General features: G+C 46.6%; 26 protein-coding genes. 13 read left to right on the top strand and 13 right to left on the bottom strand.

Annotation, left to right across the window (positions count from 1 at the left end; translation table 11 throughout):
* Together QUA77_RS00395 and QUA77_RS00390 are read left to right on the top strand one after the other, a co-directional pair.
* Positions 1-723: hypothetical protein (locus QUA77_RS00395; RefSeq protein WP_333448913.1), on the top strand; the 723-nt coding region annotated here is incomplete at its 5' end.
* A gap of 71 nt (positions 724-794) precedes the next feature.
* A complete protein-coding gene (locus QUA77_RS00390; RefSeq protein ID WP_333037415.1) occupies positions 795-1,634 on the top strand; it encodes a DUF4142 domain-containing protein in 840 nt (279 codons plus the stop codon).
* Between the two features lie 461 nt (positions 1,635-2,095).
* On the opposite strand, the gene QUA77_RS00385 is transcribed toward QUA77_RS00390, so the two are convergent.
* Positions 2,096-2,464 carry a Lin0512 family protein gene (locus QUA77_RS00385; RefSeq protein ID WP_333037416.1) on the bottom strand — a complete coding sequence of 123 codons (369 nt, stop codon included), beginning with the start codon at positions 2,462-2,464 and terminating at the stop codon, positions 2,096-2,098.
* Between the two features lie 291 nt (positions 2,465-2,755).
* Here QUA77_RS00385 and QUA77_RS00380 point away from each other — a divergent pair, with 291 nt between their 5' ends.
* Positions 2,756-3,670: a branched-chain amino acid transaminase gene (locus tag QUA77_RS00380; protein ID WP_333037417.1), complete on the top strand. Its 915-nt coding sequence runs from the start codon at positions 2,756-2,758 to the stop codon at positions 3,668-3,670.
* Here QUA77_RS00380 and QUA77_RS00375 read toward each other — a convergent pair.
* From QUA77_RS00375 to QUA77_RS00365, 3 genes are all read right to left on the bottom strand, one after another.
* A complete protein-coding gene (locus tag QUA77_RS00375; protein WP_333448912.1) occupies positions 3,667-3,834 on the bottom strand; it encodes a hypothetical protein in 168 nt (55 codons plus the stop codon). The genes QUA77_RS00380 and QUA77_RS00375 overlap by 4 nt on opposite strands.
* Before the next feature lie 22 nt (positions 3,835-3,856).
* A complete protein-coding gene (gene fghA, locus QUA77_RS00370; RefSeq protein WP_333448911.1) occupies positions 3,857-4,711 on the bottom strand; it encodes an S-formylglutathione hydrolase in 855 nt (284 codons plus the stop codon).
* 102 nt (positions 4,712-4,813) lie between these two features.
* The gene (locus QUA77_RS00365; RefSeq protein WP_333373093.1) at positions 4,814-5,923 is read right to left on the bottom strand and encodes an S-(hydroxymethyl)glutathione dehydrogenase/class III alcohol dehydrogenase; all 1,110 of its coding nucleotides are present in this window, start codon (positions 5,921-5,923) and stop codon (positions 4,814-4,816) included.
* Between the two features lie 77 nt (positions 5,924-6,000).
* Here QUA77_RS00365 and QUA77_RS00360 point away from each other — a divergent pair, with 77 nt between their 5' ends.
* From QUA77_RS00360 to sppA, 3 genes are all read left to right on the top strand, one after another.
* Positions 6,001-6,684 (top strand): SDR family NAD(P)-dependent oxidoreductase, encoded by a 684-nt coding sequence (locus QUA77_RS00360; protein ID WP_333448910.1) that lies wholly within the window; start codon positions 6,001-6,003, stop codon positions 6,682-6,684.
* A gap of 144 nt (positions 6,685-6,828) precedes the next feature.
* Entirely contained in the window at positions 6,829-7,878 is a 1,050-nt protein-coding gene (gene fni / locus QUA77_RS00355) for a type 2 isopentenyl-diphosphate Delta-isomerase (RefSeq protein WP_333448909.1), read from the top strand.
* Between the two features lie 248 nt (positions 7,879-8,126).
* On the top strand, positions 8,127-9,947 hold the full coding sequence (sppA, locus tag QUA77_RS00350; protein ID WP_333037422.1) for a signal peptide peptidase SppA: 1,821 nt from the start codon (positions 8,127-8,129) through the stop codon (positions 9,945-9,947).
* Between the two features lie 229 nt (positions 9,948-10,176).
* Here sppA and QUA77_RS00345 read toward each other — a convergent pair whose 3' ends face one another.
* A complete protein-coding gene (locus tag QUA77_RS00345) occupies positions 10,177-10,446 on the bottom strand; it encodes a GlsB/YeaQ/YmgE family stress response membrane protein (RefSeq protein WP_333037423.1) in 270 nt (89 codons plus the stop codon).
* Positions 10,447-10,745: 299 nt separating this feature from the next.
* On the opposite strand from QUA77_RS00345, the gene QUA77_RS00340 reads away from it, so the two are divergent.
* Positions 10,746-11,933, top strand: coding sequence for a tetratricopeptide repeat protein (locus tag QUA77_RS00340; RefSeq protein ID WP_333448908.1), 1,188 nt, complete (start codon positions 10,746-10,748; stop codon positions 11,931-11,933).
* A gap of 124 nt (positions 11,934-12,057) precedes the next feature.
* On the opposite strand, the gene QUA77_RS00335 is transcribed toward QUA77_RS00340, so the two are convergent.
* Positions 12,058-12,783 carry a carbonic anhydrase gene (locus QUA77_RS00335; protein ID WP_333037425.1) on the bottom strand — a complete coding sequence of 242 codons (726 nt, stop codon included), beginning with the start codon at positions 12,781-12,783 and terminating at the stop codon, positions 12,058-12,060.
* A 233-nt stretch (positions 12,784-13,016) separates the two neighbouring features.
* On the opposite strand from QUA77_RS00335, the gene QUA77_RS00330 reads away from it, so the two are divergent.
* Positions 13,017-13,832, top strand: coding sequence for an MOSC N-terminal beta barrel domain-containing protein (locus QUA77_RS00330; RefSeq protein ID WP_333060649.1), 816 nt, complete (start codon positions 13,017-13,019; stop codon positions 13,830-13,832).
* 19 nt (positions 13,833-13,851) lie between these two features.
* Here the strand turns inward: QUA77_RS00330 and ylqF are convergent, their stop codons facing one another.
* Together ylqF and QUA77_RS00320 are read right to left on the bottom strand one after the other, a co-directional pair.
* Positions 13,852-14,706, bottom strand: coding sequence for a ribosome biogenesis GTPase YlqF (ylqF, locus tag QUA77_RS00325; protein ID WP_333060647.1), 855 nt, complete (start codon positions 14,704-14,706; stop codon positions 13,852-13,854).
* Between the two features lie 193 nt (positions 14,707-14,899).
* On the bottom strand, positions 14,900-15,313 hold the full coding sequence (locus QUA77_RS00320; protein ID WP_333045478.1) for a universal stress protein: 414 nt from the start codon (positions 15,311-15,313) through the stop codon (positions 14,900-14,902).
* 183 nt (positions 15,314-15,496) lie between these two features.
* On the opposite strand from QUA77_RS00320, the gene QUA77_RS00315 reads away from it, so the two are divergent.
* Both QUA77_RS00315 and QUA77_RS00310 read left to right on the top strand, forming a co-directional pair.
* Positions 15,497-16,696: a phosphoglycerate kinase gene (locus QUA77_RS00315; protein WP_333182324.1), complete on the top strand. Its 1,200-nt coding sequence runs from the start codon at positions 15,497-15,499 to the stop codon at positions 16,694-16,696.
* A gap of 191 nt (positions 16,697-16,887) precedes the next feature.
* Positions 16,888-17,604, top strand: coding sequence for a pentapeptide repeat-containing protein (locus QUA77_RS00310; protein WP_333448907.1), 717 nt, complete (start codon positions 16,888-16,890; stop codon positions 17,602-17,604).
* 219 nt (positions 17,605-17,823) lie between these two features.
* Here the strand turns inward: QUA77_RS00310 and QUA77_RS00305 are convergent, their stop codons facing one another.
* The 4 genes from QUA77_RS00305 to QUA77_RS00290 all read right to left on the bottom strand — a co-directional run bounded on the left by QUA77_RS00305 (position 17,824) and on the right by QUA77_RS00290 (position 22,978).
* Entirely contained in the window at positions 17,824-18,600 is a 777-nt protein-coding gene (locus QUA77_RS00305; protein WP_445242188.1) for a response regulator, read from the bottom strand.
* Positions 18,601-18,802: 202 nt separating this feature from the next.
* On the bottom strand, positions 18,803-20,149 hold the full coding sequence (locus tag QUA77_RS00300) for an EAL domain-containing response regulator (RefSeq protein WP_333448906.1): 1,347 nt from the start codon (positions 20,147-20,149) through the stop codon (positions 18,803-18,805).
* 574 nt (positions 20,150-20,723) lie between these two features.
* Positions 20,724-20,993, bottom strand: coding sequence for a hypothetical protein (locus tag QUA77_RS00295; RefSeq protein WP_333448905.1), 270 nt, complete (start codon positions 20,991-20,993; stop codon positions 20,724-20,726).
* 80 nt (positions 20,994-21,073) lie between these two features.
* Complete coding sequence (locus tag QUA77_RS00290; protein ID WP_333448904.1) at positions 21,074-22,978, bottom strand: serine/threonine-protein kinase; 1,905 nt, start codon at positions 22,976-22,978, stop codon at positions 21,074-21,076.
* A 304-nt stretch (positions 22,979-23,282) separates the two neighbouring features.
* On the opposite strand from QUA77_RS00290, the gene QUA77_RS00285 reads away from it, so the two are divergent.
* From QUA77_RS00285 to QUA77_RS00275, 3 genes are all read left to right on the top strand, one after another.
* Complete coding sequence (locus QUA77_RS00285) at positions 23,283-24,812, top strand: phenylacetate--CoA ligase family protein (RefSeq protein ID WP_333448903.1); 1,530 nt, start codon at positions 23,283-23,285, stop codon at positions 24,810-24,812.
* An 85-nt stretch (positions 24,813-24,897) separates the two neighbouring features.
* Entirely contained in the window at positions 24,898-25,314 is a 417-nt protein-coding gene (locus QUA77_RS00280; RefSeq protein WP_333072887.1) for an element excision factor XisH family protein, read from the top strand.
* On the top strand, positions 25,302-25,637 hold the full coding sequence (locus QUA77_RS00275; RefSeq protein WP_333448902.1) for a XisI protein: 336 nt from the start codon (positions 25,302-25,304) through the stop codon (positions 25,635-25,637). Before QUA77_RS00280 ends, QUA77_RS00275 begins: the two co-directional genes overlap by 13 nt.
* A gap of 42 nt (positions 25,638-25,679) precedes the next feature.
* Here QUA77_RS00275 and QUA77_RS00270 read toward each other — a convergent pair whose 3' ends face one another.
* Entirely contained in the window at positions 25,680-26,375 is a 696-nt protein-coding gene (locus QUA77_RS00270; protein ID WP_333448968.1) for a Uma2 family endonuclease, read from the bottom strand.
* Positions 26,376-26,519: the final 144 nt, after the last annotated feature.

Raw genomic sequence — 26,519 nt, 5'->3', positions numbered from 1 at the left:
GGTACAAGCGGTACCAGCGGTACAAGCGGTACGACTGGCACGGGTACAACGGGTACAAGCGGTACGACTGGCACGGGCACAACGGGTACAAGCGGTACGACTGGCACCGATACAACCGGTACAACGGGTACAAGCGGTACGACTGGCACCGATACAACCGGTACAACGGGTACAACTGGTACGACTGGCACCGATACAACCGGTACAAGCGGTACAACGGGTACGAGTGGCACCGATACAAGCGGTACAAGCGGTACGACTGGCACCGATACAAGCGGTACAAGCGGTACAACGGGTACGACTGGCACCGATACAACCGGTACAACGGGTACGACTGGCACGGGTACAAGCAGTACAACCGATACCACTGGCACCGGCACAAGCGGTACAAGCGGTACGACTGGCACGGGTACAACGGGTACAACTGGTACAACTGGTACGACTGGCACGGGTACAAGCGGTACAACCGATACGACGGGCACGGGCACAACGGGTACAACCGGTACAACAGGCACCGGCACAACGGGTACAACCGGTACGACAGGCACGGGCACAACGGGTACAACCGGTACAACCGATACCACATCGACGCCGGCTGATACTAATTCTGGAGTTTTGAGTGCTCGGCGCGATAGCCCCAACAATTTCGGGTGGCTGGGTGCCTTGGGCGCCTTTGGTTTGATCAACTTGTTTCGGAAAGGCAGTACACCATCCCATCGGTAGTTTCGGGCGATTCCCTACGGGATAGCTTCGCTTCACGTACTTTTGAAAACAACTTAGAGGCTTAGAAATTCATGACTTCACTCAATCGCAAAAGTTTGTTCAAAAAATTGGTAACAGTTGCCGGAATTGCCGGCGTTAGTTCCTTGATAGCTGTGCCGGGATTCGCAGAATTAAACCGCCAGACTCACGGCTTCAACCAGTCGGGCGATCGAGTTTTTGAGCTTGCTGATAGCGACTTAAACGATCCTAATTCTCCGGGACCTTCTGTTACAGATCCTAACAACAACAATCCTGGCGGTTCTCCCAACACTCCAAATACCCCCACCAACAACACTCCCGGCCGTTCTCCCAACACTCCAACTACCCCCAGCAACAACACTCCCGGCCGTTCTCCAAATAGCCCCATCAACAACACTCCCAGCCGTTCTCCCAACACTCCAACAGGTGGCGAAACTTCGCCTAATTCTCTCAGCAGCCAAGACAGAAACTTTGTCATGCAAGCAGGTCAACTTGGTATGCTGGAAGTGGAGCTCGGCAGATTGGCAGTGCAGCGCGGTTCTAGTGCTAGTGTGAAACAATACGGGCAAGAAATGGTTGACGAACACACCCAGGCTAATCAAGAACTGATGCAGGTAGCAACGCAAAAAGGCGTAAAACTGCCAACCGAAATGAGCAGCCAGAACACAGCTTTGATGGAGCGACTTTCGGGACTCTCCGGTAGAAGTTTTGACACTGCTTACAAGCAGGCTATGATCGAGAGCCACAATCAGGCTATTTCTCTGTTTCAGGCTCAATCTCAACAGGGACAAGATGCCGACTTGAAGGCTTGGGCCACCCAGAAGTTGCCGAACCTTCAGGCGCACTTGCAAATGGTTAACCAAATGTTGGCAGATACCAGCCAGCCCCAATAGGAGGTACAGGAGGTAGAGTGCGATCGCCTAAAAGCCAATCGCACTCTATCTTTGCCGAGCAGAGAGGGAACAGCAATAGATTCTTTTAAACTCTATAATTTTTGAGAACAATGGAAGATTTTCTCCGCAGGTTGTTGGGCAGCAATATTACAGCGACGTGGCTGTTATTAATCGTAGGGTTTTGCTGGATTGCTTACATACCCGGTCGTCTGAACAATTAAAAATTATCCATTAAAACTTCAAAATTAACTAGGTAGGCGCAAATAAACCTTACCGTTGAACAGACTAAGTTATAGGGTGCCTTAAAGCCTCAGATTTTCTACGATATTTCATGCCATATCTCTGACACACGCTACAACTTAGTCTAAATTAATCATTTTTTAACAGACAGGCGTTCGATCGCCCGATCGCGGAAACAAGCAAGTGCGATCGGGCGATTTATTCAAACTACACAAAATTAATTAGCCCTCAGTTTCCACAAAAACACTCACCGCCGCCACAGCGATTAGCATTTCATCATTTTTATCATTCAGAGAGGCGATCGCCCTTCCTGGCACAATCATGCCTCCTTGCTCCACAATCAGAGTTTTGCTGCCAAAAGGCAGCACCGCCAACACCTCCTGTTCCCGCACTTGTTCCGGGTAAGGAACAGCCACCTTAACCTCAACAATCATCTGATTCGGGTCAGTCAAACCCGCCACTTCCCAGACGCCTAGGAGAGCATTATGGGCGATCGCATTCCGTACAGCCCTGGCACAGGCTACAGTCGGTTCTTGCCCGTGCTGGTCTACCCCCATCCCCATTTCGATGATGAAACATTTACGTGCCATAGTTGCCCCTTGATGGATTTTTGTTTGTAGTCGTTAGCGAAGCCCTCGAAGAGGATCGCACTCTTTCCCCAAACAATTATCAACCTAATAGACGGCTTTTGATATTATTTTATCAATCGCTATAACAACAAAAGAATAATACCAGTCTAAAAAAAATCCAACTGTAAGCAAGCTTCAAACCCTTATCAAATCAGCCATTCTCAATCTCAAATCTCAAATGGTATAACTTATGGTAATATAACCAAATTCAGCTTTCCTAGCGGACTGCCAAACTCATCGCCAGCTTGAATCATGGATAGTTTTCTACCAATTGCCTACTTTCAAAACCAATTTCTCCCCTTTACCGACGCCAAAATTTCCATAGCCACCCACGCACTGCACTACGGAACCGGAGTCTTAGGCGGGTTGCGGGGAATTCCCGACCCCCAAAATGCCGATCGAATATTGCTATTTAGATTAGACCGCCACTGTCAAAGATTAAGTCAAAGTGCCAGCTTCCTTCACTGCGATTTACCAGCCAGCAAAATCCAACAAATAATCATTGATTTTGTCCAGAAAAACCAACCCACAAAATCATTTTATATCCGCCCTTTTATCTACACATCCAGTTTAGGAATTGCCCCGCGACTGCACAACGTAGAAACCGACTTTTTTGTCTACGGATTAGAACTTTCAGACTATTTGCCCAAAGAAGGAGTCAACTGTAGAATTAGCTCTTGGTACCGCCAAGAAGACCGCAGTTTGCCCTTAAGAGGTAAAATTAGCGGTGCTTACATCACCTCAGCATTAGCTAAAACAGAAGCAGTACAATCAGGCTTCGACGAAGCTATTATGATGAATACTCAGGGAAAAGTCAGCGAAGCTTCAGGGATGAACATATTTGTCGCCAGAAACGGTAAATTAGTTACTCCAGGTTTCGAGCAAGATATTCTCGAAGGAATTACCAGAGACAGCGTTATAACTATCGCTAGAGACTTAGGAATTGAAATAACAGAAAGACCAGTTGATAAATCAGAACTGTTGATTGCAGACGAGATTTTCCTGTGCGGAACCGCCGCCAAAATTACGCCTATTAACCGAGTAGAAAACTATCAATTGCCCCAAAATAGACCCATCACCGAAAAGATTTTGGACAAACTCACCGCGATTATCGAAAATCGCGACAGCAAGTACAAAGACTGGGTATTTCCGATTAATCTTAATTAACCGAAAATACCTGCGATCGTAGAAGCGACTTCACTCGTTACCAGGCAGAGCCTGGTAAAGCAGATCCGGAGGCTCTGCCTCCACATTTCATGGCAGCCATTCGATGCAGAGCCTCTGGATAGCGGTTCCCAGCCAGAACCTAACAGTTGTTGTGGAGCAGGCATCTTGCCTGCTTCCTGCTAGGAACTACCCGCACAAAACAGCCGCGTGATGCCGAATGTGATCTTCCATAAAAGTAGCTATAAAATAATAGCTATGATCGTAACCTTCCTGCATCCTTAAAGTTAGTGGCTGTCCCGCTTTTGCACAAGCCTCCGCGAACACTTCTGGCAACAACTGCCCGTCAGCCAGATACGAATCAGCAGTGCCGCAGTCAATCAGAATCGGGCGGTTGTATTTCGCCTCAAGCACCAATTCGCTAGCATCCCAAGCCTTCCACATATCTTTGTTGCCACCGAGGTAGTGTCCAAATATTTTTTGTCCCCAAGGGCAGCGCATTGGCGCGGAAATAGGTGCAAAAGCGGAAACTGAAAGATAGCGAGAGCCATTTTTCAAACCGCAAATTAAAGCCCCGTGTCCGCCCATCGAATGACCGAAAATTCCCTGTTTTTCGGGTATCGCTGGAAAATTTTCGGCGATTAAATTGGGCAATTCATCAACCACATAACTGTACATCCGATAGTGAGAATTCCAAGGTGTGGCTGTCGCATCCACATAAAAACCCGCACCACTTCCTAAATCCCAATCGTTATCTTCGCCGGGGATGCCAGTATTGCGTGGGCTAGTGTCGGGGGCAACCAACATTAACCCGTATTTTGCCGCAAATTGTTGCGCCCCCGCTTTTGCCATAAAGTTCTCTTCTGTGCAGGTTAAACCTGATAGAAAATACAAAACTGGTACGGGGTGAGATAAAGCTTGCGGCGGCTGATAAACAGCGAATTTCATCTCGCTGTTGCAGCTTGAGGATTGATGGCTATAAAAGCCGAGTTTGCCACCGAAACTTTTATATTCTTTGTGCAGTTTTAGGGATTCAGAGAGCATAATTGGGAATTGGGGATTGCGAATTGGGAATTGGGGATTAAGCTTTGTTCTATCCGTTACATCCGTTACAAAATCCGTTGCCGAACTTCTTCCTTCTCAAACTCAAAATGTCAACACTGTGCGAATTACTTCGCCTTTGTGCATTAAATCAAAAGCTTCATTGATCTTGTCGATCGGCATTACCTGAGTTACCAGACTATCAATATCAATTTTACCGTCCATGTACCAATCAACAATCTTAGGAACATCAGTTCTGCCTTTCGCCCCGCCAAAAGCCGTCCCTTTCCAAACCCGGCCAGTTACTAGCTGAAACGGGCGGGTACTAATTTCTTGACCGGCTCCGGCTACCCCAACAATTACGCTCACACCCCAACCTTTGTGGCAGCATTCCAAAGCTTGGCGCATCACATTAATGTTGCCGATACATTCAAAACTGTAATCAGCTCCACCTTTGGTTAAATCTACTAAATAAGGCACTAAATCACCTTCCACTTCGCGGGGATTGACAAAGTGAGTCATGCCGAATTTTTCCGCCATCTCTCGCTTGTCGGGATTCAAGTCTACGCCGACAATCATGTTAGCTCCCACCATGCGAGCTGCTTGAATTACATTCAAACCCACGCCGCCTAAACCGAAAACTACCACATTAGAACCCGGTTCTACTTTCGCCGTATTGATTACAGCGCCGATGCCAGTTGTTACGCCGCAGCCGATCAAACAAACTTTATCAAAAGGAGCATCTTCGCGAATTTTTGCTACTGCAATTTCCGGCAATACTGTATAATTAGCGAACGTAGAAGTTCCCATGTAATGGTAAAGTTTCTGCCCGTCTATGGAAAACCTGCTGGTGCCGTCGGGCATCACTCCCTGGCCTTGAGTCACGCGAATTGCTTGACAGAGATTTGTTTTGCGGCTCAAACAATATTCGCAGTTGCGGCATTCGGGAATGTAGAGAGGAATTACCCGATCGCCCACTTTGACACTCGTTACTCCCGGCCCAACTTCTGCGACAATCCCGGCTCCCTCGTGGCCTAAAATAGCCGGAAACAAGCCTTCAGGATCGGCACCCGAAAGAGTGTAAGCATCAGTGTGACAAACACCCGTGGCTTTAATTTCCACCAGCACCTCTCCAGCCCTCGGCCCATCCAGATCCACCGTTTCAATGCTCAAAGGTTGGCCGGCACTGCGAGCAACTGCTGCTTTTACTTTCATGCTTTCTCCTGCGATCGATTTGTCAATTCACCAGTCAATATGTATTGTATTACTTAATGTCAAAATTCAGCAAATCTATGACCAAATTAATTGTAATTACCGGAGTCAGTCGCGGTCTCGGTCTTGCCATGACCGAAAAGTTTATTGAATTGGGACATACAGTTTTGGGATGCGCCCGTTCTTCCGAAGCGGTGGAAAAACTCAACAAAAAACATAGTGCGCCCCATCATTTTACTTGTTTGGATGTCACCAACGACGAGCAAATAAAAGCTTGGGCAACAGAAATCCTGGCAAAAAATGAGCCGCCCGATTTGCTAATTAATAATGCAGGTGTAGCTAATCATCTCGCGCCTCTTTGGAATGTCAGCAACGACGAATTTTCACAGGTAATTGATGTTAATATTAAAGGTACGGCTAATGTAATTCGTCACTTTGTCCCGGCAATGATTGCTCGAAAAAGCGGCATAATTGTCAACTTTAGTTCGGGTTGGGGAAGGTCAACTTCGCCGGAAGTCGCGCCCTATTGCGCTTCCAAGTGGGCAATAGAAGGACTTACGCGATCGCTCGCTCAAGAATTGCCCGCAGGTATGGCAGCAGTTCCTGTAAATCCGGGGATAATTCACACAGATATGCTGGACATTTGTTTCGGCGAAGATGCGGCAAATTACACATCAGCCAAAGCCTGGGTGCAAAAAGCAGTTCCTTTTTTACTAAAATTAAAACCTTCAGATAACGGAATGCCACTGACTGTTCCTGGATAATACAGCAACCCTTACAGGATTTGCGAACATCTCTCTTTTCTTCTACTCAGCGCCCTCTGCGCTCTCTGCGGTTCATTAAAAAATTCAAAAATGAAATAAAATTGCTATATTCCCAAATCACAACTCTTTCCCCAAATAGCAACTGTGAACTTGCCGCTAACCTCCCCCTCGCAAACCGAAACCCGCAAAGCAGACCACCTGCGGATTTGCCTCGAAGAAGACGTACAATTTCGCGAAACTACCAGCGGCCTCGAACGCTACCGTTTTGAACACTGCTGTTTGCCAGAACTCGATCGCACTGAAATCGATTTAACCTCCACATTTCTAGGCAAAAAACTAGCCGTTCCCCTGCTAATTTCCTCGATGACAGGTGGCACAGAATTAGCCCAGACAATCAATTATCGCCTCGCCGATGTCGCTCAAGAATACAAACTGGCAATGGGAGTCGGTTCCCAGCGAATCATCGTAGAAAATCCTCAACTAGCTCCTACATTTGCAGTCCGGCGGCGGGCTCCAGATATTCTGCTATTTGCCAATATCGGAGCGGTTCAATTAAACTACAATTACGGTTTGGAAGAGTGCCAAAAAATTATTGATATTCTAGAAGCAGATGCCCTAATTTTGCACCTCAATCCGCTGCAAGAGTGCGTTCAAACCGAAGGCGATACTAACTTTAAAGGACTGCTAGATAAAATTGCCAAATTGTGCGCTAAATTACCAGTACCAGTTATTGCTAAAGAAGTCGGCAACGGTATTTCAGGAAAGATGGCAAAGAAATTGCTCGCCGCTGGGGTAGGTGCGATCGACATTGCCGGAGCCGGAGGCACTTCTTGGGCCAAAATAGAAGGAGAGCGAGCTAAAGATGGTAAGCAGCGCAGGTTGGGCGCAACCTTTGCCGACTGGGGAATACCGACAGCCGAGTGCATTGTCAGCACCCGCGCCGTAGCGCCGGATGTTCCCCTGATTGCCTCGGGAGGATTGCAGAATGGGTTGGATGCAGCGAAGGCTATCGCCCTGGGCGCGGATATTGCGGGACTGGCGCGGCCGTTTCTACAAGCTGCTGCGGAATCGGAATCAGCCGCAGCCCTTCTAGCTGAGGCTTTAATTGCAGAAATCGCCACCGTGATGTTCTGTACGGGCTGCGGTAATTTGGATGAGCTAAAACAATCTGGGGTTTTGGAAAGGTTAAGATAAAAGTGAGTCAGCAGTCAAAAGTCATTAGTCAGCAGTCAAAAGTCATTAGCTAATAACTATGACAGAGGATAATTGCTAAATCCTAGTTGCAGGAATTACCCATAATATCGTTTCCGCTGGCATCGGAAAAATATCATTCCGATTGCAGTGCGAGCGGGACGCTCGTCTCGGTATCATTCTACTCTCACCGGATATACTCTAACTAATGACTACTGACTATTGACTAATAACTAATTACCAATTATCTAATGAAAGATTTCCTAAAATATACCTGTGCAAGTTTACTGGGAACCTTCCTAGGAATGTTGCTGCTGGGCAGCATCGGATTGGGGGGACTGGTACTGCTAATTGCTGTGGCGGCATCGTCGTCTAAAGATTCAGGCCCGCAAGTTAAAGATAAGTCTGTATTGGTATTAGACCTTTCTTCAAATATCACCGACAGCAAACCGAGCCGTAGCACTGGCGCGGCGATTGAAGAAGTGCTTTCGGAAGATTCCGGCGATACAGTAACGTTGCGGACTGTTTTAGACACGATCGAATATGCGAAAAAAGACCCGAAAATAGTTGGCCTTTATCTCGAAGGCAGCTCGGATTCGAGCAGCACCGGGTTTGCCAATCTCAAAGAAGTTCGATCTGCCTTGCAGCGTTTCCGAGATGCCAAAAAACCCATTTTTGCTTACCAGATGGACTGGAATGAGCGAGATTATTACCTCGGTTCCGTTGCTAATACAATTGCCGTCAATCCTTACGGCGCTTTGGAAATCAACGGTTTTAGCAGTCAGGGAATGTTTTTCACTGGTGCTTTGGAAAAATACGGCGTCGGAGTGCAAGTGACTCGCGTCGGCAAATACAAGTCAGCCGTTGAGCCGTTTTTGCTCACAAAAATGAGTCCCGAAAATCGCCAGCAAACTCAAAAGTTGCTCGGAGATATGTGGGGAGAATACCTGAAAACTGTCGCTCCGAGCCGCAAAGTGACTGTTCCGCAACTGCAAGCGCTTGCAGATAATGGCGGAACTTTGATGGCTGACGAAGCTCTCAAAAACAAGTTAGTTGATAAAGTTGTATACTTTGACGAAATATCGACCGAACTCAAAAAACTCACAGGAACCGATCGCGAAAACAAATCTTTCAAGCAAATTAGTTTGAAAAACTATGCGAAAATTGCGGAGAATAAAAACTCAACTCACGCTAACAAGAAAAACCAAATTGCTATACTTTACGCCGAGGGAGAAATTGTAGACGGCGAAGGGGGCCCGACTGAAGTAGGAGGCGATCGCATCGCTCAAGAAATGCGGAAAATTCGAGAAGATAACGACGTAAAAGCAGTGGTTTTGCGCGTCAACAGTCCCGGAGGCAGCGCGACGGCGGCCGAAGTCATTGGGCGCGAAGTGATGCTGACGGGGAAAAAGAAACCAGTTATTGTTTCAATGGGCAATTTAGCAGCTTCCGGCGGCTATTGGATTTCGATGGGTTCCAGCCGCATTTTTGCCGAACCCAATACGATTACTGGTTCTATTGGCGTTTTTGGAATGCTGTTTAACGCCGAAAAGTTGGCTGCTAACAACGGCCTGACTTGGGACGTTGTGAAAACCGCCCGCTTTGCGGATACTAACACGGTTTCCCGTCCGAAAAATCCTCAAGAATTGGCGAATATTCAGAGGATAGTCGATCGCATTTACGATCGATTTATTACTAAAGTCGCCAACTCCCGCAAACTGCCGAAAAACAAGGTACAAGAAATTGCTCAAGGCAGGGTGTGGTCTGGTACGGCGGCGAAAGAGTTGGGTTTAGTCGATGAAATTGGCGGTCTTGAAGATGCTGTCAGAGAGGCGGCTAAGCAAGCTAAACTCGGCGACGATTGGAAGTTGGAAGAATATCCAAAACGCCGCACTTTGGAGGAGCGAATTTTGGAAAAAATTTCCGGCGTTCACGTTTTGAAACCCGCCACCAAACTCGACCCGCTAACGGCCGAATTTAAGAAAATGCAAGATGAATTGGCTGTGATCAAGTCGATGAATGACCCGCAGGGGGTTTATGTTCGCTTGCCTTTCAATTTGCGGATTGATTAATTAATACCAAGTCCGGGATTTTTACCCCTTTATTCTTCAGTTCCCCTCTGTTCGGACGAAAGTTTTGCTCTTGAACCGTTGCCAGCGCTGAGTCTGATAGGGGTTTTTAACCCGGATTTGGTAAAAGTAGGCTGAGGCATCCTACCAACAACTGAAAAACCCGGCTTCTTGAAGAAACCGGGTTTATGAATACCCTAAAAGTCGATCGACTGGGAATTGGCAATATTTGTTATGCAGCACGCTGAGTTAACAATCCCCAGATGAAAAGTAGAACGATCGCACCTACAACTGCAAAAGCTATGCTGGGTAGAGTCAATGCTCCGAAGGATGCTCCCCCGCTAGTCCCCAGTAAGACTTGACCTAGATAACCTCCCACTAGGGCGCCCAAAATTCCTAAACCTGTTGTTGCCAGAAAACCACCGCCTTGAGTTCCCGGATAAATGGCTTTGGCGATCGCACCGGCAATCAGTCCTAAAACGATCCAAGCAATAATTCCCATTTCTCTTTCTCCTGAATACTTAAACTTTTCTCGTCCCTTGTCTTATGTTCTTAGAATAACAAGCGCTATCGAGCCTTTACCTCTACCGTAGGGAGGAACCGAAAGTGGTAGAATTTCTCATCAATCGTCCCAGGTTGAGGCTTTTTAATATCTCAAAAGAGTTAACCCACTTTTTCTAGGGAACAAAGGTACTTATGCTCAAAGCAAAAGGGAAATAGGAGAATTTTTTCTGGGACTTTTTGTGTTTTACTGGTAAAAAAATTACAATAATTTTGTGAAACGAGGAAAGTTTGCGCCCGATGGATCTGACTCTGTGCATGATTGTGAAGAATGAAGAGGCAACACTGTCGCGGACTTTGGACAGCGTTAAGGGTGTTGTGGACGAAATGGTGGTGGTGGATACGGGATCGGGCGATCGCACCCGTGAAATTGCCCGAGAATCCGGGGCGAGGGTTTATGACTTTGAATGGTGCGACGACTTCGCCGCGGCGCGCAATGAGTGTCTGAAGCACGCCCAGGGCGACTGGATTTTGGTGTTGGATGCCGATGAGGTTTTGGTACCGGAGATTCTACCTCAAATAAAGCAGGCAATTGCGAGCGATCGGCTGCTGCTAATCAATCTCATCCGCCAAGAAATCGGTGCCTCTCAATCTCCCTATTCCCTAGTGTCGCGCTTGTTTCGCAATCGCCTCGATATCCGCTTTTCTCGCCCTTACCACGCCATGGTAGACGACAGCGTGGCTGAGATTTTGCAGAGGGAACCACAATGGAAAATAGCTTCTCTCCCCGATGTGGCGATTTGGCACTCTGGTTATCAAAAAGATGCGATCGCCGCAAAAAGTAAATTCCAAAAAGCTCAAGCAGCAATGGAACGCTATATCGCTTATTATCCCAACGATGCTTATGCTTGTAGCAAATTAGGCGCTTTGTATGTAGAAAGCGGGCAAATTGGGCGGGGAATTAATTTATTAACCAAAGGCTTGACTGCCGAGGCCATTGATGATTCTATTGTTTACGAGCTGAACTATCATTTGGGAATTGCTTATCGCCAGCAGCAGCAGTTTGCCAAAGCAAAAGAACACTATCAAGCGGCAATTAATACCAATGTGTTCCCGCCGCTCAAGTTGGGTGCTTACAATAATTTGGGCAATTTGTTCAAAGATGAAGGAGATTTGAAATCTGCTGAAAAAGCTTACAAAGCAGCTTTAAAAATTGACCCCAATTTTGCAGCAGGTCACTATAATTTAGGACTTACGCTGAAGGCAGCCGGAAATATAGCAGATGCGATCGCCTATTACCGACAAGCGATTAAAATCGATCCAGAACACGCGGAAGCTCATCAAAACTTAGCAGTAGCGCTGCTTAAAATTGGCAAAATGCCAGAGAGTTTAGCAGAATTCAAAAGAGCGATCGCCCTTCACGAACAGCGCCGCCCATTTGAAGCAGAACGCCTGCGCCGAGGACTACAAGAAATGGGTTTACTTTAAACTTGCATATCTACTTTATCGTTGCCCAATAATTTTTAGGGGCAATCCCCGATGGTTTCCCCTCGCTCCCCAAGGGTAGGCACTCTTGGCACTACCCTAAAAATTCTGAAAATTACCCGCAAAATCAAGCAATTATCTCTACTTTGCCACTATCCAAATCGTAGCGGCCCCCAACAACTTTAAGCTTGCCCGCTTTGACTGCTTCAGCTAAAATAGGCGAGGAGGATTGTAACTGATTGACATTCATTTTCACGTTAGCTCTGACTGCATTATCCCAGGCATCGCCTTTTTGACCTTTGGTCGAATCAACTGCAGGTTTAATCGCCGCCACCAAAGTGCTAATGTGACCCGGAACAGCTTTACCATCTAAAGCTGCTTTGACAGCACCGCAGCGTTCGTGACCCAGAATTACTAATAGTGGCACGCCTAATTCTAAGGTGGCATATTCTATATTCCCGAGAACCACATCGTCGAGAAAATTTCCAGCTACTCGAATATCAAATAAGTCCCCTAATCCTTGGTCGAAAATAATTTCGGGAGCAACGCGCGAATCAGAACAAGCCAGGATGGTTGCAAACGGATGTTGACCCTGTGCTACTTCTACAACTCGCGATCGAGCTTGGTCGGGAAATGTCCGTTTTTGCTCAATGTAGCGTTGATTACCCTCCATCAATTTCTTAAGAGCAGTGTTAGGAGTAATGTCAGTAGGAGTAATGTCAGAGATTGCCTCTGCCTTTGCTGCTTCGGCTTGTAAAAACGCTGGTGCAATGCTGGCCGCCAGCATCCCTGCACCAGCCCTCAGCATTAAATTCCGTCGCGAAATCATACCTGTTCTTTCGCTTTTAGTCATTGCTTGCAACTCTGTTCAATTGTTTGTATTTGTTAGCATAATATATACCACAAGCTCAGTCAGACTTCTTTGATTTTTCTTTACAAGCTGCTCCGGCACAATGTAAACTTCAAAAAAGTAGCCCATTTTTATTTCATTCATATTTTATTTAGTAGAGTCAACGGCAGTCATCCTTCTGCGGACAGGGATGCTAGAATGTATCTAAAACGACTATTTTTTATCAATGGCTCGAAATGTCATACGTCGCCAGCATTCATATCTATCCGGTCAAGTCCCTTGACGGCATAGCAGTCAGTCAAGCAACTATTCTAGCCAGCGGAGCTCTAGAAGGTGATCGCTCTTTTGCAATCTGCGATGCAGCCGGAGAATTTGTTAACACTAAGCACAACAGCGGAGTCCGTTTTCTACGCTTATCCTTTGACATCAAAAAGAGAATTGCCGGTCTAAAAATTCAAGGCACCGAACAAGAAATATTTTTTCATGTAGATAGAGAACGCTTTGGAATAGAATCTTGGTTGAGCAACTACTTCGGTTTCCCCGTCAAGTTAATTGAAAACTTGCTGACTGGTTTTCCCGACAATCTCGCTGCACCAGGGCCAAGCATTATCAGTACCGAAACAATTGCCGAAGTTGCATCTTGGTTTCCGAGAGTTTGCGTTAACGAGATGCGCCATCGCTTGCGAGCTAATATTGAAATAGGAGATGTCCCGGCTTTTTGGGAAGACCAACTTTTCTCACAATCCGATGAAATTGTGAGGTTTAAAATAGGAACAGTAATATTTGAAGCTATTCATCCCGGTCAGCCATGTATCCTATCTACGCGAAACTATGGGGCGAAAGCAGGCGATCTAAATTTTAAAAATATACTAACAGCCAAGCAGAAGGAAATCATGCCTGACTTGGTAAAAAAAGGGCATTTAAATCACTTTAGTCGGCTGATAGTTAACACGCGACTCGCACCTCAAGCAGCAGAAAAAATATTACACATAGGAGACGAAGTTCAAATTATCACCGTCAGCAACTCTCTATTGAATACCATTTCTGATTAGTTGTAGGTTACGAGTCTGATCAAGCCGGCGGCAACTCCAAAGAAAGTTGACCCAAAACACCAGTTCTAAAATCGTTTAACATCTGTCGCGCCGTTCGTTCGACATCTCCTTTATACTTGTCTTTTGCGACCTCGTGCAAATAATCTTCACCATTACTAGATGCTGGATCTAATTTATACCTGGATTTGAAACCAGATAGTGATACCAACGTGTCATCAGTCGCCTCCAGCCCTTGCAGCAAATCTACCATCGCTGCTGCTACTACCTGATTGTCGTAAGCTGCTTCGCCAATATCTTCGCAAATAGCTAATTTTATGGCATTTTCTTGATTGTTAATTCGGGTTGGGATCACTCCAGGCGCGTCTAATAATTCTATTTCGTCGGAAATGCGAATCCATCGGAGCGATTTAGTTACTCCAGCTCTGCGGGCACTGTCTACCACTCTCCGCCCTAACAGCCGATTAATTAAAGCAGATTTTCCCACATTGGGAAATCCCATCACCACTGCACGGACTGGACGGGGCAGCATACCTCGATCGAACCTTCTTTTATTTAGCTGCACCCCAGCATCCTGCACGGCATCCGCCACAGCGTCTACTCCTTGACCGTGCTCGGCATTAGTAAAATACGCAGTTTCCCCCTGAGCCTCAAACCATGTTTCCCACGCCTCGCGCGATCGAGGTGTAATCATATCCATGCGGTTGATGACCAAGACTCGCGGCTTGCCGCCCACCCAGCTCGGCATTTGGGGGTGATAAGTAGCCAATGGAATGCGGGCATCTCGGACTTCGAGCACCACATCTACCCGCTTTAGCTGTTCTTTTAATGCCCGTTCAGCTTTGGCAATGTGACCGGGATACCAGTGAATTTTCATTAGTTAGTTGACTGTTGACTGTTGACTGTTGACTTTTGACTTTTGTTACTTGTTACTTGTTAGTTGTTATTAGTTAGTGGTTAGTTGACAGTTGTTAGTTGTTAGTTGTTATTGGTTAGTTGTTGAATGACAACAGTCAACTGTCAACTGCCAACTACCAACAGTCAACAGTCAACTGACAACTGCCAACTGACTAAGGCACAATCAAAACTGCACAAGGAGACAGATTGATCACCCGATTGGTAACGCTGTCAGACGCCCCATCATCGGTTAAACCCATCCCCCGACAGCCCATCACAATCAAATCGGCCCCAATTTCGTCAGCCACATCGCAAATCGTGAAAGCAGGTTTGCCTTCCCGTTCGATGATTTCAGCTTCAATTCCCTGCTGGGAAAACATCGATTGGGCCTCAGAAAGAAGTTTGGCGACTGCTTCGGGGGAAGTCATCACCTCTCGCGCGGGGGCGTCGGCCTCCTCGGCTGGGGGCTCGACTACCGAGAGAATTACTAAGCGAGAGGCGTAGGTTTTCACGATATTGACCACCTTTTCGGCAGCTTCGCGGGCTTCTCGGCTTTGATCTACAGGAAATAAGACAGTCTTGAACATACTGCGCATCTCCGGGACGCGGACTCCGATAAAATGTTTACGTTGAGCCAATCAGTGCCGTTTGTTTCATCTTCCGTTTTTTGTACGGACGCGGTTGAATGCGTCCGAGGCCCAAGTGCAAGTGACCAGTGCCGCCATTTCAACGGAATTCGACAAAAACACACATATTAGGAGGTTAATCCTGTGACAAAAAAAACTGTAGCAAATTTATCGGCATCGGACTTATCGGGCAAACGGGTATTGGTGCGGGCGGACTTTAACGTGCCGCTCGACAACGGCAATATCACCGATGATACTCGCATCCGGGCGGCTCTGCCGACAATTCAAGATTTAGCGTCCAAGGGCGCTAAGGTGATTTTGTGCAGCCACTTCGGCCGTCCCAAGGGTGTGACGGAGAAGTTGCGCTTGACTCCGGTTGCTGTGCGGCTGTCGGAATTGTTGGGCAAAGAGGTCAAAAAGACTGACGACTGCATCGGTGATGAAGTCGCTGCTACAGTCGCCGCGATGCAAGATGGCGATGTGCTGTTGTTAGAAAATGTCCGCTTCTACCCAGAGGAGGAGGCAAACGACCCCGAATTTGCTAAGAAGTTAGCTTCTGTGGCCGATTTGTATGTCAATGATGCTTTTGGTACGGCTCACCGGGCTCACGCTTCTACTGAGGGCGTTACTAAGTATCTGAGTCCTTCTGTGGCTGGGTTTTTGATGGAGAAGGAACTGCAATATCTCGGCAGTGCGATCGACAATCCTCAGCGTCCTTTAGCTGCTATAATCGGCGGTTCTAAGGTTTCCAGCAAGATTGGAGTCATCGAAAAACTGCTCGAAAAGTGCGACAAACTGCTGTTGGGCGGTGGCATGGTTTTCACGTTCTACAAAGCTCGCGGCTTGAACGTGGGCAAGTCTTTGGTGGAAGATGACAAGCTGGAACTGGCTAAGTCTTTGGAAGCTAAGGCGAAGGAACGGGGAGTTACTTTTCTGTTACCTACTGATGTGGTAGTTGCTGACAAGTTTGCTGCTGATGCTAACACTCAAACTGTCCCTGTTGAAAGCATCCCCGACGGTTGGATGGGTTTGGATATCGGCCCGGATTCAGTAAAAACTTTCCAAGAAGCTTTGGCCGATTGCAAAACTGTCATCTGGAACGGGCCGATGGGCGTGTTTGAGATGGAGAAGTTTGCTGTGGGAACTGAAGGTATCGCTCATTCTTTGGCTGGACTTACTAAAACTGGTACTACCACAATTATCGGTGGTGGTGACTCGGTGGCGGCTGTGGAACAGTTGAATTTAGGCGAACAAATGAGCCACATTTCTACTGGTGGCGGTGCTAGTTTGGAGCTGCTCGAAGGTAAGGAATTGCCTGGTGTTGCTGCTTTAGATGAAGCTTAATTAAGTTAAGTAGGGCGGGCTTTGCCCGCCTTGCTGTCAGCAGGTCTATATCCTTGGCTGCGAAGCATTTTTTTGAAGATTTACCGCAGAGGGCGCAGAGAACGCAGAGCAAGAGAAAAGAGAGAAGGATATCGGTTTAAAGTCTATAGTTTGCTAGTATAATTTGTTTGAAGTAGCAGTGAGGTTTGTTTGTGAAACTTAAACTCTTGGCAACTGTAACGGCAAGTTTAGCTTTGTTTGGGCTGGCAGCTCCCGTTAAGGCTCAAAATCCAGATCATGTTAGGCAATTGCTGGAAACTAAAGAGTGCGAGGGCTGTGACTTGAGAAATGCTGATTTGTTCAAGGCTAGCTTGTACAGAGCTAATTTAAGAGGAGCAGATTTAAGCGGAGCCAATCTCTATGAAGCTAATTTGCTAGAAGCGGATTTAAGTGATGCTAATTTGGCAAATGCTAACTTAGTTAATGCCGAGATGTATGGTGCTGAATTGAATGGGGCTAATCTGCGAAATGCAGATTTGTCTAATGCTTTTTTGGGGCGAGCGAATCTGACGAGTGCTGATTTGGGCGGTGCTAAACTTTTGAATGCGAATCTGGGGGAAGCTTATCTGCTGCAAGCTAATTTGTCGAATGCCGATTTGAGGCGATCGCTGTTGTTTAGAGTTAATTTGAATCGTGCGAATTTAAGCGGAGCGGATATGTCTTTCGCGGATGTGCGCGATACTAATTTGCAGAATGCTATTTTGTCAAATACTAGGCTTCCTGGGGCTCAATTGACCGGGACAAATATTGATGCGGCGAATAACGTGCGGCAGGCTGATTTGGAACGTGCCAACTTGCGAGGTACGAATTTGGGGCCAGGGGTTTGCGTTATAAATAATTTTCCTTATTGTGTGTTGAATGTGCAATAATCTGCTTGCTGAGTGCGTCAGCATCCATTTTTTTGTCAGCTAGGGGGCTTTTTGATCCGGCCCAAAAACGGATATAAGCCCCCGACTTAAGTAGTGGAAAGATCAAAATTTTAGACTAAAGTTCCAGCTCCCAGAGGAATCTCTAGAGTAAATCTAAAATCTAAAATCTAAAATCTAAAATCCACAGACTGGCTGGCGCACCCTATGTTGATCTCCGAGCTAAGTTTGAGGGGGTTTGTATCCTCTTTCTAGGGCAAATCTCACAAGCTGGGCACGATTTTCTAACTGTAATTTACTGAAAATGCTGCCTAAATGAGCTTGCACAGTCCGGGGGCTAATAAACAGCCGATCGCTAATTTGTTTGTTAGTATAACCCTGGATAACCTCCCAAAAAACTCTTTCCTCGGCTGGTGTTAAAGGCAAAGGTGCAGGTGCTGGCAATACTGCAACAAATTGTGGTTCCACCGCCCTACCGCTAGAAGTTTGAAGCAGTCGGACAATTTCGGCGTGAATGCGGTGAGAGCGCTCTAACTGCGCTTTTACCTTAGCTAAAATTTCTTCAGACTGAAAAGGTTTTACCAGATAATCGTCACCGCCGATCGAATGACCTTCAACTTTTGACTCCAACTCGCCTTGACCCGACAAAAATATAAAGGGGACTAACTGTCCCAAACGGGTAGTTCGCAAACGGCGACAAAACTCAAACCCGTCCATTTCCGGCATCATGACATCTGAAATTACCAAATCTGGGGGGGCATTTTCAAACATCGAGAGCGCCTCAACCCCTGAATTAGCGCATTCCACCCGATATCCTTGACTTTCCAGGTACATTGCTAAGACTGTTTGACAGTCTGCTTCGTCGTCCACCACTAATATTCTTTCCATGACAGGCTTGCACCAATTCCAGTTGGACAGTTCTTGAAACTGCCAGTCCCAAAGTAGGAACTTAATTGAGTTTACCTCCTGCAACTTGATAAAGGCTCGCAATTTCAACACGCCACACTTTCTCAAATAGTCCCATTAGGGGAGCCTAGCGCATCAAAGGGGAAGCTGTAGAGCAATATGGGGAACAATCTCCTTCTTGGATTCGCCTATCATCAAAAACTACAACTTTTTAGGAGGAAGCGTCAACTTTTATGCAGAAAATAGAAGGTAAAAGAAATAATTTTACCCTATCAAACAGAAATCTTAGTGACACTTACACTATTCCTAGACCCGACATTGAAAGGTTTTTAGATTTTTCTGGTTCGGACACAGGTACAAAAGGGACAACGCGACCAGGTGCTGCTGCTGGGGGCGGCCCGAACAAACTCGGGGCGGCAACCAACATACTTTCAATTATCGGTGCGGGTTCGGGGCGACTGAACAGATAGCCCTGCATGATATCGCAGTCATGTTCTTTCAAAAAATCTAGTTCTGCTTCTGTTTCCACTCCCTCTGCAATTACAGTCATATTCAAACTGTGACCCAGTAAAATTACTGCTGTAGTAATAGCAGCATTTTGAGTATCTTCGCTGGCATTACGGACAAAAATTCGATCGATCTTTAAACTGTCAAAAGCAAATTGCTTAAGATATCCTAAAGTAGCGTAACCGGTGCCGAAGTCGTCAATAGCAATCCGAATTCCTAGAGCTTTAAGTTCGTTTAAAGTAGCGCCTGCTACAGTCGCATTTTCCACCAAAGCGCTTTCGGTCATTTCTAATTCTAAATTAGCAGGCTCTAAACCTGTAGTTTCCAATATTTGGACGATTCGCGCCTTGAGTTCCGGGTCGGACAACTGCCGGGCAGACAAGTTTACTGATATTGTAAAGGGCGAAAACCCCGCCGCCAGCCAACTAGCGGCTTGAGCGCAAGCTGAAAGCAGTACCCACTCGCCAATCTGAATAATTAAACCGGTTTCTTCTGCTAAGGGAATAAATTCGCAGGGAGAAATTATACCTCGATCGGGATTTTGCCAGCGCACTAAAGCTTCGGCGCCGATAACTTGGCCGGTAGCAATATTCACCTGCGGCTGATAATATACCTGAAACTCACCTTGTGCCAAAGCGTGGCGCAGCAAAGCTTCGAGAGCAAACTTTTCAGGAGAGAGAGTCGTAACCTTGGTGGAGTCATTAACTAAATCTTTGAGTCTGGCTTCTGCTTGGTGAAGCGCGACTGTCAGCGGTTGAGTAATAGTTTGCCGTTTCAACACGCGAGAAGCAATGGCTCCCAGCAATTCCGCCTTGGTAAACGGCTTTGTCAGGTAATCGTCGGCCCCCAATTCCATCCCCCGACGAAAATCGGTTTTGTCACTTTGAGCCGTGAGGAAAATAAATGGAATTGTTGCAGCTAGCGAGTTTTGCCGCAGAGTCCGCAACACGTCATAACCGTCGAGTTCCGGCATCTGCACGTCACACAAAATTAAATCCGGTATCTCCGAAAGTGCCATCTGCACCCCAACTCGACCGTTCTCGGCCGCAATGACCCGGTAGCTGTGAGATTCCAGGAGTTGCAGAAGAGTTTCCCGGATTAATTCGTCGTCCTCAATTACCAAAATTTTGAGCATGATACTTAGATAACAGATGGCACTATATATCTGAACCTGACTAACTCTAGCATACTCAAACTAGGGAATTAGTAACTGGGCCAATTAGCCAATAAATGATTAGCCAAATGGCTGAATATTTCCCCTCGGTTCTGAAGTCACAATCAAAGAACTGCCCAAATTGGGAAGATTTCGATCTCTTTCAAGAGCAGGAAACTGCTGCGCCCGACTCGTTTGATAAACTTTTATTACAAAATACCCAATATTTTTTATAAAAAAAATAGCCAACAGTTTCAGTGCGCCGGCGGCGGAAATTACTCAGGCTATCACTTATATGATGTCCGGTTAATTGTTCATAATTAGTCCGTGTTTGTACTGAAAAATAGAGTTTTCTCTCAAGGGATGAATCAGGATGCAGCGTCCTGATTCATCCAAAAAAAGATACTTGCTTTCAGACAACTGTCGTGGAGAGATAAAAATTTTAGATTAAGGTTCAATCTCCCAGATTCATCTGTGAAGTAAATCTAACATCTAAAATCGACTAACGGAGAACTTAATTATGGTTCTGTAACCCGAAATCCTATTATGCGCTGCCTTAATTCACAGGCTTAGTGGAATTCGCGCAAAACTTTTCATCTACAATTGCCGAAGTAATACTGACAGGGTGCATTGATGATGACGGAATAATCAGGTCTTGCGGAACTACCATGGTCTTTTTACAAACCAGCTCGCTACTGCCTACAGAGGCAAAGTTCCAAGCATAAAATTCGGGAGTGCTGACTGTCGCATTGGCCGGATGTAAACCTAGTGCAGTCACTAATACTAATCCCAAAGTCACTAAAGCTACGATCGCGAATCTCAGCATATTCTTTGTTTGAACCCGACAACTTATCTGATTGGTATTACCTTATTATTGCCTGGGTGGATAGAGAGCGTCAATAGCAGTTATTCCGCCGTCAGGTTCAACTCGTAAGCGATCGGCTCAGATGCTTGAGAAACTACCACAAATTCATAATAACCAGCATCATCCAGCAATCCAGACCAACTAAGCCCCTCTGCATCTTCCAGCAAAGCTCGCGCGCCCTTTGTCCGCCCCGGAGTATAAATTGACAGTAGCGTAGATTTGCGCGGTGCTTGTAAATTCACGCGCAAAGTTTGATTTTGAGCGAATCTGGCAATGTAAGCTTTCCCTTCTCCGGGTTTGAGATTGCCTGTGAGGCTTTTGCTGTTCGATAGGCGGTCAAATTCAACGCTTTCGACAGTTGCTCCAGCTTGTAAGGCTTCGAGTTCGTCGGCGGTAATTGCTTGCCAAATTTGCCCGATCGGCAAACCGATGATATTGCGATCGCGCGGCTGTTGTGGAAACCAATAAAAGAACCTAGCATCAGCCAAATCGTACAAAGCCCGACTGCTCAAATTCAGCTTGTTAACCTCTGTTTTCCAGCGATCGATATCAGTGGTGTCGTAAGTGCCCAACCGCGCTCTAGCGTCGCTGCTGAGATTTTCCAGCTTGTCGAGCAACTCGTCGCCGATTTTCTGCCACCTTTCGCGCCACTGGCGATCTTCATCGCCTTCTTTTAACAATCGTCCCCCCAATTCCGGGTATTTGGCATAAAAAGTCTCGTCCACAAGATTGACATAACCGTTATAGAATCGATCGTCAATTTTGAGCTTTACAAAGCGATCTTGCAAAGCATCTTCTTGCTGCTGCTTCGGGTTTGGAGGCTGGGGAACTTTCTGTACTTTTGATTGTAGATTTAACAAAGAATTGCCCGCAAACCAGCCAACTCCCCCCATAGTTGAGAGCACCGCCACCACGAACAAAACCATTTTCCAAACAGGCATTTTTTGCTGATTGCCAATAACAGCAATTCGCACCGGAGTTCCCGGCAGTTTTGGCGTGGGGGCGGGTACGGGTATAGGCGAGAAATCCGGCGGCTGCGTGAGCCCAAAATCCGGGGCTGGCGGCAAAGGTGGCTGTAAAGGCGGATTGCCGGAAAGAGCAAGCATTACCTCGCGAGCCGAGGAGTAACGCTGGCTCGGCTGCTGAGCAAGCATTTTATCCAGCACCAGGGACAAATTTGGAGACAGAGAACATTCCGCCCGCCAGTTCCAATTCAGCGTCTGGCTGTCGAGCAACTGATGCGGTTCCTTTCCAGTCAGCAACACCAAAACCGTGGCCGCCAGAGCGTACAAATCGCTGTGGGGAGAGACGATGCCCATCTGCATCTGTTCGACGGGAGCATAGCCGAGCTTGCCGATGCGAGTCGCGGGGGCGAGAGTGCCGTTAGCCTCAGCGAAAAGAGACTCTACGGTGGCGGCGACTTGTTTTACTCCGCCAAAGTCGATGAGCACGGGCATCCCGTCAGAACTCCGCAGAATCAGGTTGTCCGGGGAGATGTCGCGGTGAAGCACTCCTAGAGAGTGAATGTATTCGAGCACGGGCAAAATCTGCAGCAGCAGTTGATTGATTTCTGCCTCTATAAACCGCAAACCCTGACGCTTGCGGGCGTCGAGCAGAAAGCGGTAACTTTGACCGGGCACGTAGTCTTGGACTAGAAATAGGTAGCCTCGATCGCTGATACTGACGCGGAAGAGTTCGCGAAAGCGGGGGATTTGATTGTGTTGCAGCTTGTAGAGCACTCCTGCTTCCCGCTCGAACAGTTCCTCGGATTTTTGTAAAGCGTAACTTCCATGTACTTGGGGCGCAAATTCTTTTAAAACGCAGGGTTCGTTAAATCGGTGGGCGTCTTCAGCGAGGTAGGTGCGCCCGAAGCCTCCGTGTCCCAATTCGCGGACGATGCGGTAGTGGTTGTTGAGAGTTATGCCGGGGTAGATGGGATTGTTCATTGAAACTTGCTGCGTCGGATTTTCACGCTTGACTGAGACTAGGAGTTTTGGGCGATCGCTGAATTAATCTTGACATAGTGTGTCAGCGTTTATTAGTCGATCGGCAGCTTGGCTATCCCCTGTGGTTATTGTGAAAACAGCGGTTTTGTGCTATGGAAGTTTATCTACTGCGACATATTTTCGATCGACCTCAAAGTGTGTTCAAATTTTTAGTGTCCAGCCCAATGTGCGATCGGGTCGCGCCGCGCTACTAATTGAATCTTGAGCGATCGGGGTGCAAAATAGGCATTTTAAGGAGCAAATCATGCAGCCAGAACAGCGTCAGAGAGCAATTGGGGCGTTTGAAGAGTTTTTGAGGGCGCCGCTTGAGGAACGATTGCAACACCAGCAGAATCGAGTTGCCGAATCCGGGGCGATCGCGCTTTTTCAAAAAGTCGCGGCCACAGTACCAGCTTACCAGACTTTCCTAGCTGCACTTAACATCAATCCCGCTTCAATTCAAACCTTTGAAGACTTCCAAAAATTGCCGCTAATTACCAAAGAGAATTATTTACGCTGTCACCCGCTACCTCAGTTGTGTTACGAGGGGAAATTAGAAACTTGCGATTTCATTGCTGTTTCATCTGGTTCGACAGGAAACCCGACATTTTGGCCGCGTTTTATCAGTGACGAATTGCAAATTGCTGCTCGTTTTGAACAAATATTTCACGACAGTTTTTACGCCGACAATCGCTCAACTTTGGCTGTCATTTGCTTTGCGTTGGGAACTTGGGTAGGCGGAATGTACACGGCAAATTGCTGCCGCTATCTAGCGAGTAAGGGCTATCCAGTTACAGTTGTGACGCCTGGGAATAATAAGACTGAAATATTCCGAGTTGTGCAGGAACTTGGGGAGCATTTTGAGCAAGTAGTTTTGTTGGGATATCCGCCATTTATCAAGGATGTGATTGATAGCGGAATTGCTGGGGGTGTGGAGTGGCAAAAATACCGAATTAAAATGGTGTTTGCGGGAGAAGTGTTTAGCGAAGAATGGCGGAGTTTGGTGAGCGATCGCACTAATTCTGACAATCTATATTACAACTCTGCGAGCCTTTACGGTACTGCGGATGCCGGCGTTTTGGGCAACGAGACACCGCTGAGCATTTGCATCCGCCGCTTTTTAGCAAAGAAGCCGGAAGCAGCACGCAATTTATTCGGGGAATCGCGGTTGCCAACGCTGGTGCAGTACGATCCGAAAAGCCGCTTTTTTGAAGTGAATAATGACGGCACGCTGTTATTTTCGGGCGACAACGGCATCCCGCTAATACGCTATCACATCTCCGATAACGGCGGTTTAATTTGTTACGAAGCAATGCTCAATTTTTTGGCTGAATGGGGATTTAACCCTGTGGCACGTTTGCAGCAAGCAGCAGCTATGAAAGTTTCTGATTTCCCCAGAGGAATTCGCTGCTTGCCCTTTGTCTATGTATTTGGGCGATCGCACTTTACCGTTTCCTACTTCGGTGCTAACATTTACCCGGAAAATGTCACCGTAGGTTTAGAAGTTCCCACCATTCGGGAATGGGTGACGGGAAAATTTGTGCTGCAAGTTAAGGAAAATGCGGATCAGAATCGGTTTTTATCGGTGGTTGTGGAATTAGCAGCGGGGGTGGAGGGCGACGAGGAGATGCAGCAGGCGATCGCATCTTCAATTCTCGCGCAATTGCGGCGGCTAAACAGCGAATTTGCTAATTACGTTCCGCCAGAATATCAGTTACCTGTGGTGACATTAACTGCGACGGGCGATGCCGAGTATTTTCCGATTGGGGTGAAGCACCGATACACGCGGCAGTAAGTAGTTTGAATTGATGAGCTCTCAGTTTTCACAAGCCTTATGTTATTCTATAATTAGGGTGAGATTTGATGGTTCAGCTTAAAATATGCCAGCAAAAGACATCTACCACAATACTGTCAGAACAGCTCTAGAAAAAGACGGGTGGACGATAACAAACGATCCGCTACCCTTAAAAGTTGGTAAACGTACTCTCAGTGTTGATTTAGGTGCAGAAAAACTATTTGCTGCCGAAAAGCAAGGTCGCAAAATTGCTGTAGAAGTTAAAAGTTTTGTGAGTGCTTCACCAGTTCATGACTTAGAAGAAGCTGTTGGACAGTATATTGTTTACGAAGATATTCTACAGCGAGCGGAACCTGAACGGATAATATATCTGGCAATTCGTGCAGAAGTTTATGCAGAAATCTTTTCTGAACCTATCGGGCAGATTTTGTTAGAGAACAAGAGATTTAAACTAATAGTTTTTGATTCATTAAAGGAGACAATAGTCAGATGGATAGACTAGATGAATATCGCCAAATTGTTCGCAATGTTTTAGATAGTTATGCCCAGATTTCTTACGGACACGGAGAAATTAAAAGCAGCGTTATTGTTGACCGCGAACAAAATAATTTTTTACTGATGCACGAAGGGTGGCAAGGGCCTCAAAGAATTCACGATTGTATCGTTCATGTGGAAATTATCGACGGCAAAATCTGGATTCAACAAGATGGTATAGAAACGGGAATTACCGCAGAACTTGTAGAATTAGGAGTGCCTAAAGACCAGATAGTTTTAGGGTTTCATCCGTATCATGTTCGGCAGCATACGGGATATGCGATCGCCTAAACGCGCTTACAATACAGAAACTTAGAATAAAAAGGACGATCGCTAAATTGTATCGGGATCAATATTTAATTCTCGCAGTTTCGCGGCCAGGCGATCGGCTCGTTGAGCCTCCCTTTCTGCAACCTCTTCAGGAGTAGGGACCAGCTCTCCTTCTGCTGTAAAAAAACGCAATTTCCCGCCACAAATTCCGAGACTCAAATCGAGCTGCTGACTCCGCAGATGCCCGAATTCGTTCGGTCCAATTGGTTCATATTCCCCGTCAACTAAATGAAACCCAGCTAATTCTAAAGTTTCTGGGTCAAACCAAAAGTAGTCGTGAGTGCGAAAAGTATCTTGATAGAGTTGTCTTTTAAAATTTTTGTCTATATCCGCTGTTTTGGGAGACAGGATTTCAACGATAATATTGGGGTACTTTCCCTCTTCTTCCCAAACTACCCAGCTTTTACGAGTTTTTCGTTCTGTTCCGAGTACCACAAAAAAGTCGGGGCCTCGGAAGTCTTTCGATTTGAGTTGCTTGGAACAGTAATAAATGGTGAGGTTTCCAGCAGCATAAAAATTGTTTCTATCTCGCCACAGCCATTCTAGACAGTTGAGGAGTAGGATTATTTGTCGGAGATGCAGTTCTGTTTCTAGGGAATGTTCATCACTATATAAATCGCCGGGAGGAAAGATAAAGTTTTCCGGTATCTCTTGTTCTAGTATATCTTGGGTAGTAGCTAATTCTGCAGTTGCGGACATGGCTGCTGGGTGAGGAGTAAGAGGTTGTGTGGCTATTTTAGCAAGCTTTTCATATCTCTGCCGAGGACTATTCTGAAAGCCCGATCGCGCTTTTTGCCGAAACACGCGATCGAACACCGAATAATAGTTTTTAACTATTAGCAA

This window comes from Microcoleus sp. K5-D4, from assembly GCF_036704575.1.
In the GTDB taxonomy this organism is placed as follows: domain Bacteria; phylum Cyanobacteriota; class Cyanobacteriia; order Cyanobacteriales; family Microcoleaceae; genus Microcoleus.
The sequence above is the reverse complement of the archived record's forward strand: the minus strand, read 5'-3'. Positions and strand labels throughout refer to the sequence as shown.

Excerpts from the sequence above, each read along its gene's own strand:
- sppA (WP_333037422.1), top strand. The coding sequence starts at position 8,127 with ATGAAAGATTTCCTAAAATATACCTGTGCAAGTTTACTGGGAACCTTC.
- QUA77_RS00300 (WP_333448906.1), bottom strand. The coding sequence starts at position 20,149 with ATGCTCAAAATTTTGGTAATTGAGGACGACGAATTAATCCGGGAAACT.
- QUA77_RS00275 (WP_333448902.1), top strand. The coding sequence starts at position 25,302 with ATGGATAGACTAGATGAATATCGCCAAATTGTTCGCAATGTTTTAGAT.
- QUA77_RS00375 (WP_333448912.1), bottom strand. The coding sequence starts at position 3,834 with ATGCCTGCTCCACAACAACTGTTAGGTTCTGGCTGGGAACCGCTATCC.
- QUA77_RS00380 (WP_333037417.1), top strand. The coding sequence starts at position 2,756 with ATGGATAGTTTTCTACCAATTGCCTACTTTCAAAACCAATTTCTCCCC.
- QUA77_RS00360 (WP_333448910.1), top strand. The coding sequence starts at position 6,001 with ATGACCAAATTAATTGTAATTACCGGAGTCAGTCGCGGTCTCGGTCTT.
- ylqF (WP_333060647.1), bottom strand. The coding sequence starts at position 14,706 with ATGAAAATTCACTGGTATCCCGGTCACATTGCCAAAGCTGAACGGGCA.
- QUA77_RS00295 (WP_333448905.1), bottom strand. The coding sequence starts at position 20,993 with ATGCTGAGATTCGCGATCGTAGCTTTAGTGACTTTGGGATTAGTATTA.
- QUA77_RS00345 (WP_333037423.1), bottom strand. The coding sequence starts at position 10,446 with ATGGGAATTATTGCTTGGATCGTTTTAGGACTGATTGCCGGTGCGATC.
- QUA77_RS00390 (WP_333037415.1), top strand. The coding sequence starts at position 795 with ATGACTTCACTCAATCGCAAAAGTTTGTTCAAAAAATTGGTAACAGTT.
- QUA77_RS00320 (WP_333045478.1), bottom strand. The coding sequence starts at position 15,313 with ATGTTCAAGACTGTCTTATTTCCTGTAGATCAAAGCCGAGAAGCCCGC.
- QUA77_RS00290 (WP_333448904.1), bottom strand. The coding sequence starts at position 22,978 with ATGAACAATCCCATCTACCCCGGCATAACTCTCAACAACCACTACCGC.
- QUA77_RS00280 (WP_333072887.1), top strand. The coding sequence starts at position 24,898 with ATGCCAGCAAAAGACATCTACCACAATACTGTCAGAACAGCTCTAGAA.
- QUA77_RS00385 (WP_333037416.1), bottom strand. The coding sequence starts at position 2,464 with ATGGCACGTAAATGTTTCATCATCGAAATGGGGATGGGGGTAGACCAG.
- QUA77_RS00335 (WP_333037425.1), bottom strand. The coding sequence starts at position 12,783 with ATGACTAAAAGCGAAAGAACAGGTATGATTTCGCGACGGAATTTAATG.
- QUA77_RS00365 (WP_333373093.1), bottom strand. The coding sequence starts at position 5,923 with ATGAAAGTAAAAGCAGCAGTTGCTCGCAGTGCCGGCCAACCTTTGAGC.
- QUA77_RS00330 (WP_333060649.1), top strand. The coding sequence starts at position 13,017 with ATGTCATACGTCGCCAGCATTCATATCTATCCGGTCAAGTCCCTTGAC.
- fghA (WP_333448911.1), bottom strand. The coding sequence starts at position 4,711 with ATGCTCTCTGAATCCCTAAAACTGCACAAAGAATATAAAAGTTTCGGT.
- QUA77_RS00285 (WP_333448903.1), top strand. The coding sequence starts at position 23,283 with ATGCAGCCAGAACAGCGTCAGAGAGCAATTGGGGCGTTTGAAGAGTTT.
- QUA77_RS00270 (WP_333448968.1), bottom strand. The coding sequence starts at position 26,375 with ATGTCCGCAACTGCAGAATTAGCTACTACCCAAGATATACTAGAACAA.
- QUA77_RS00340 (WP_333448908.1), top strand. The coding sequence starts at position 10,746 with ATGGATCTGACTCTGTGCATGATTGTGAAGAATGAAGAGGCAACACTG.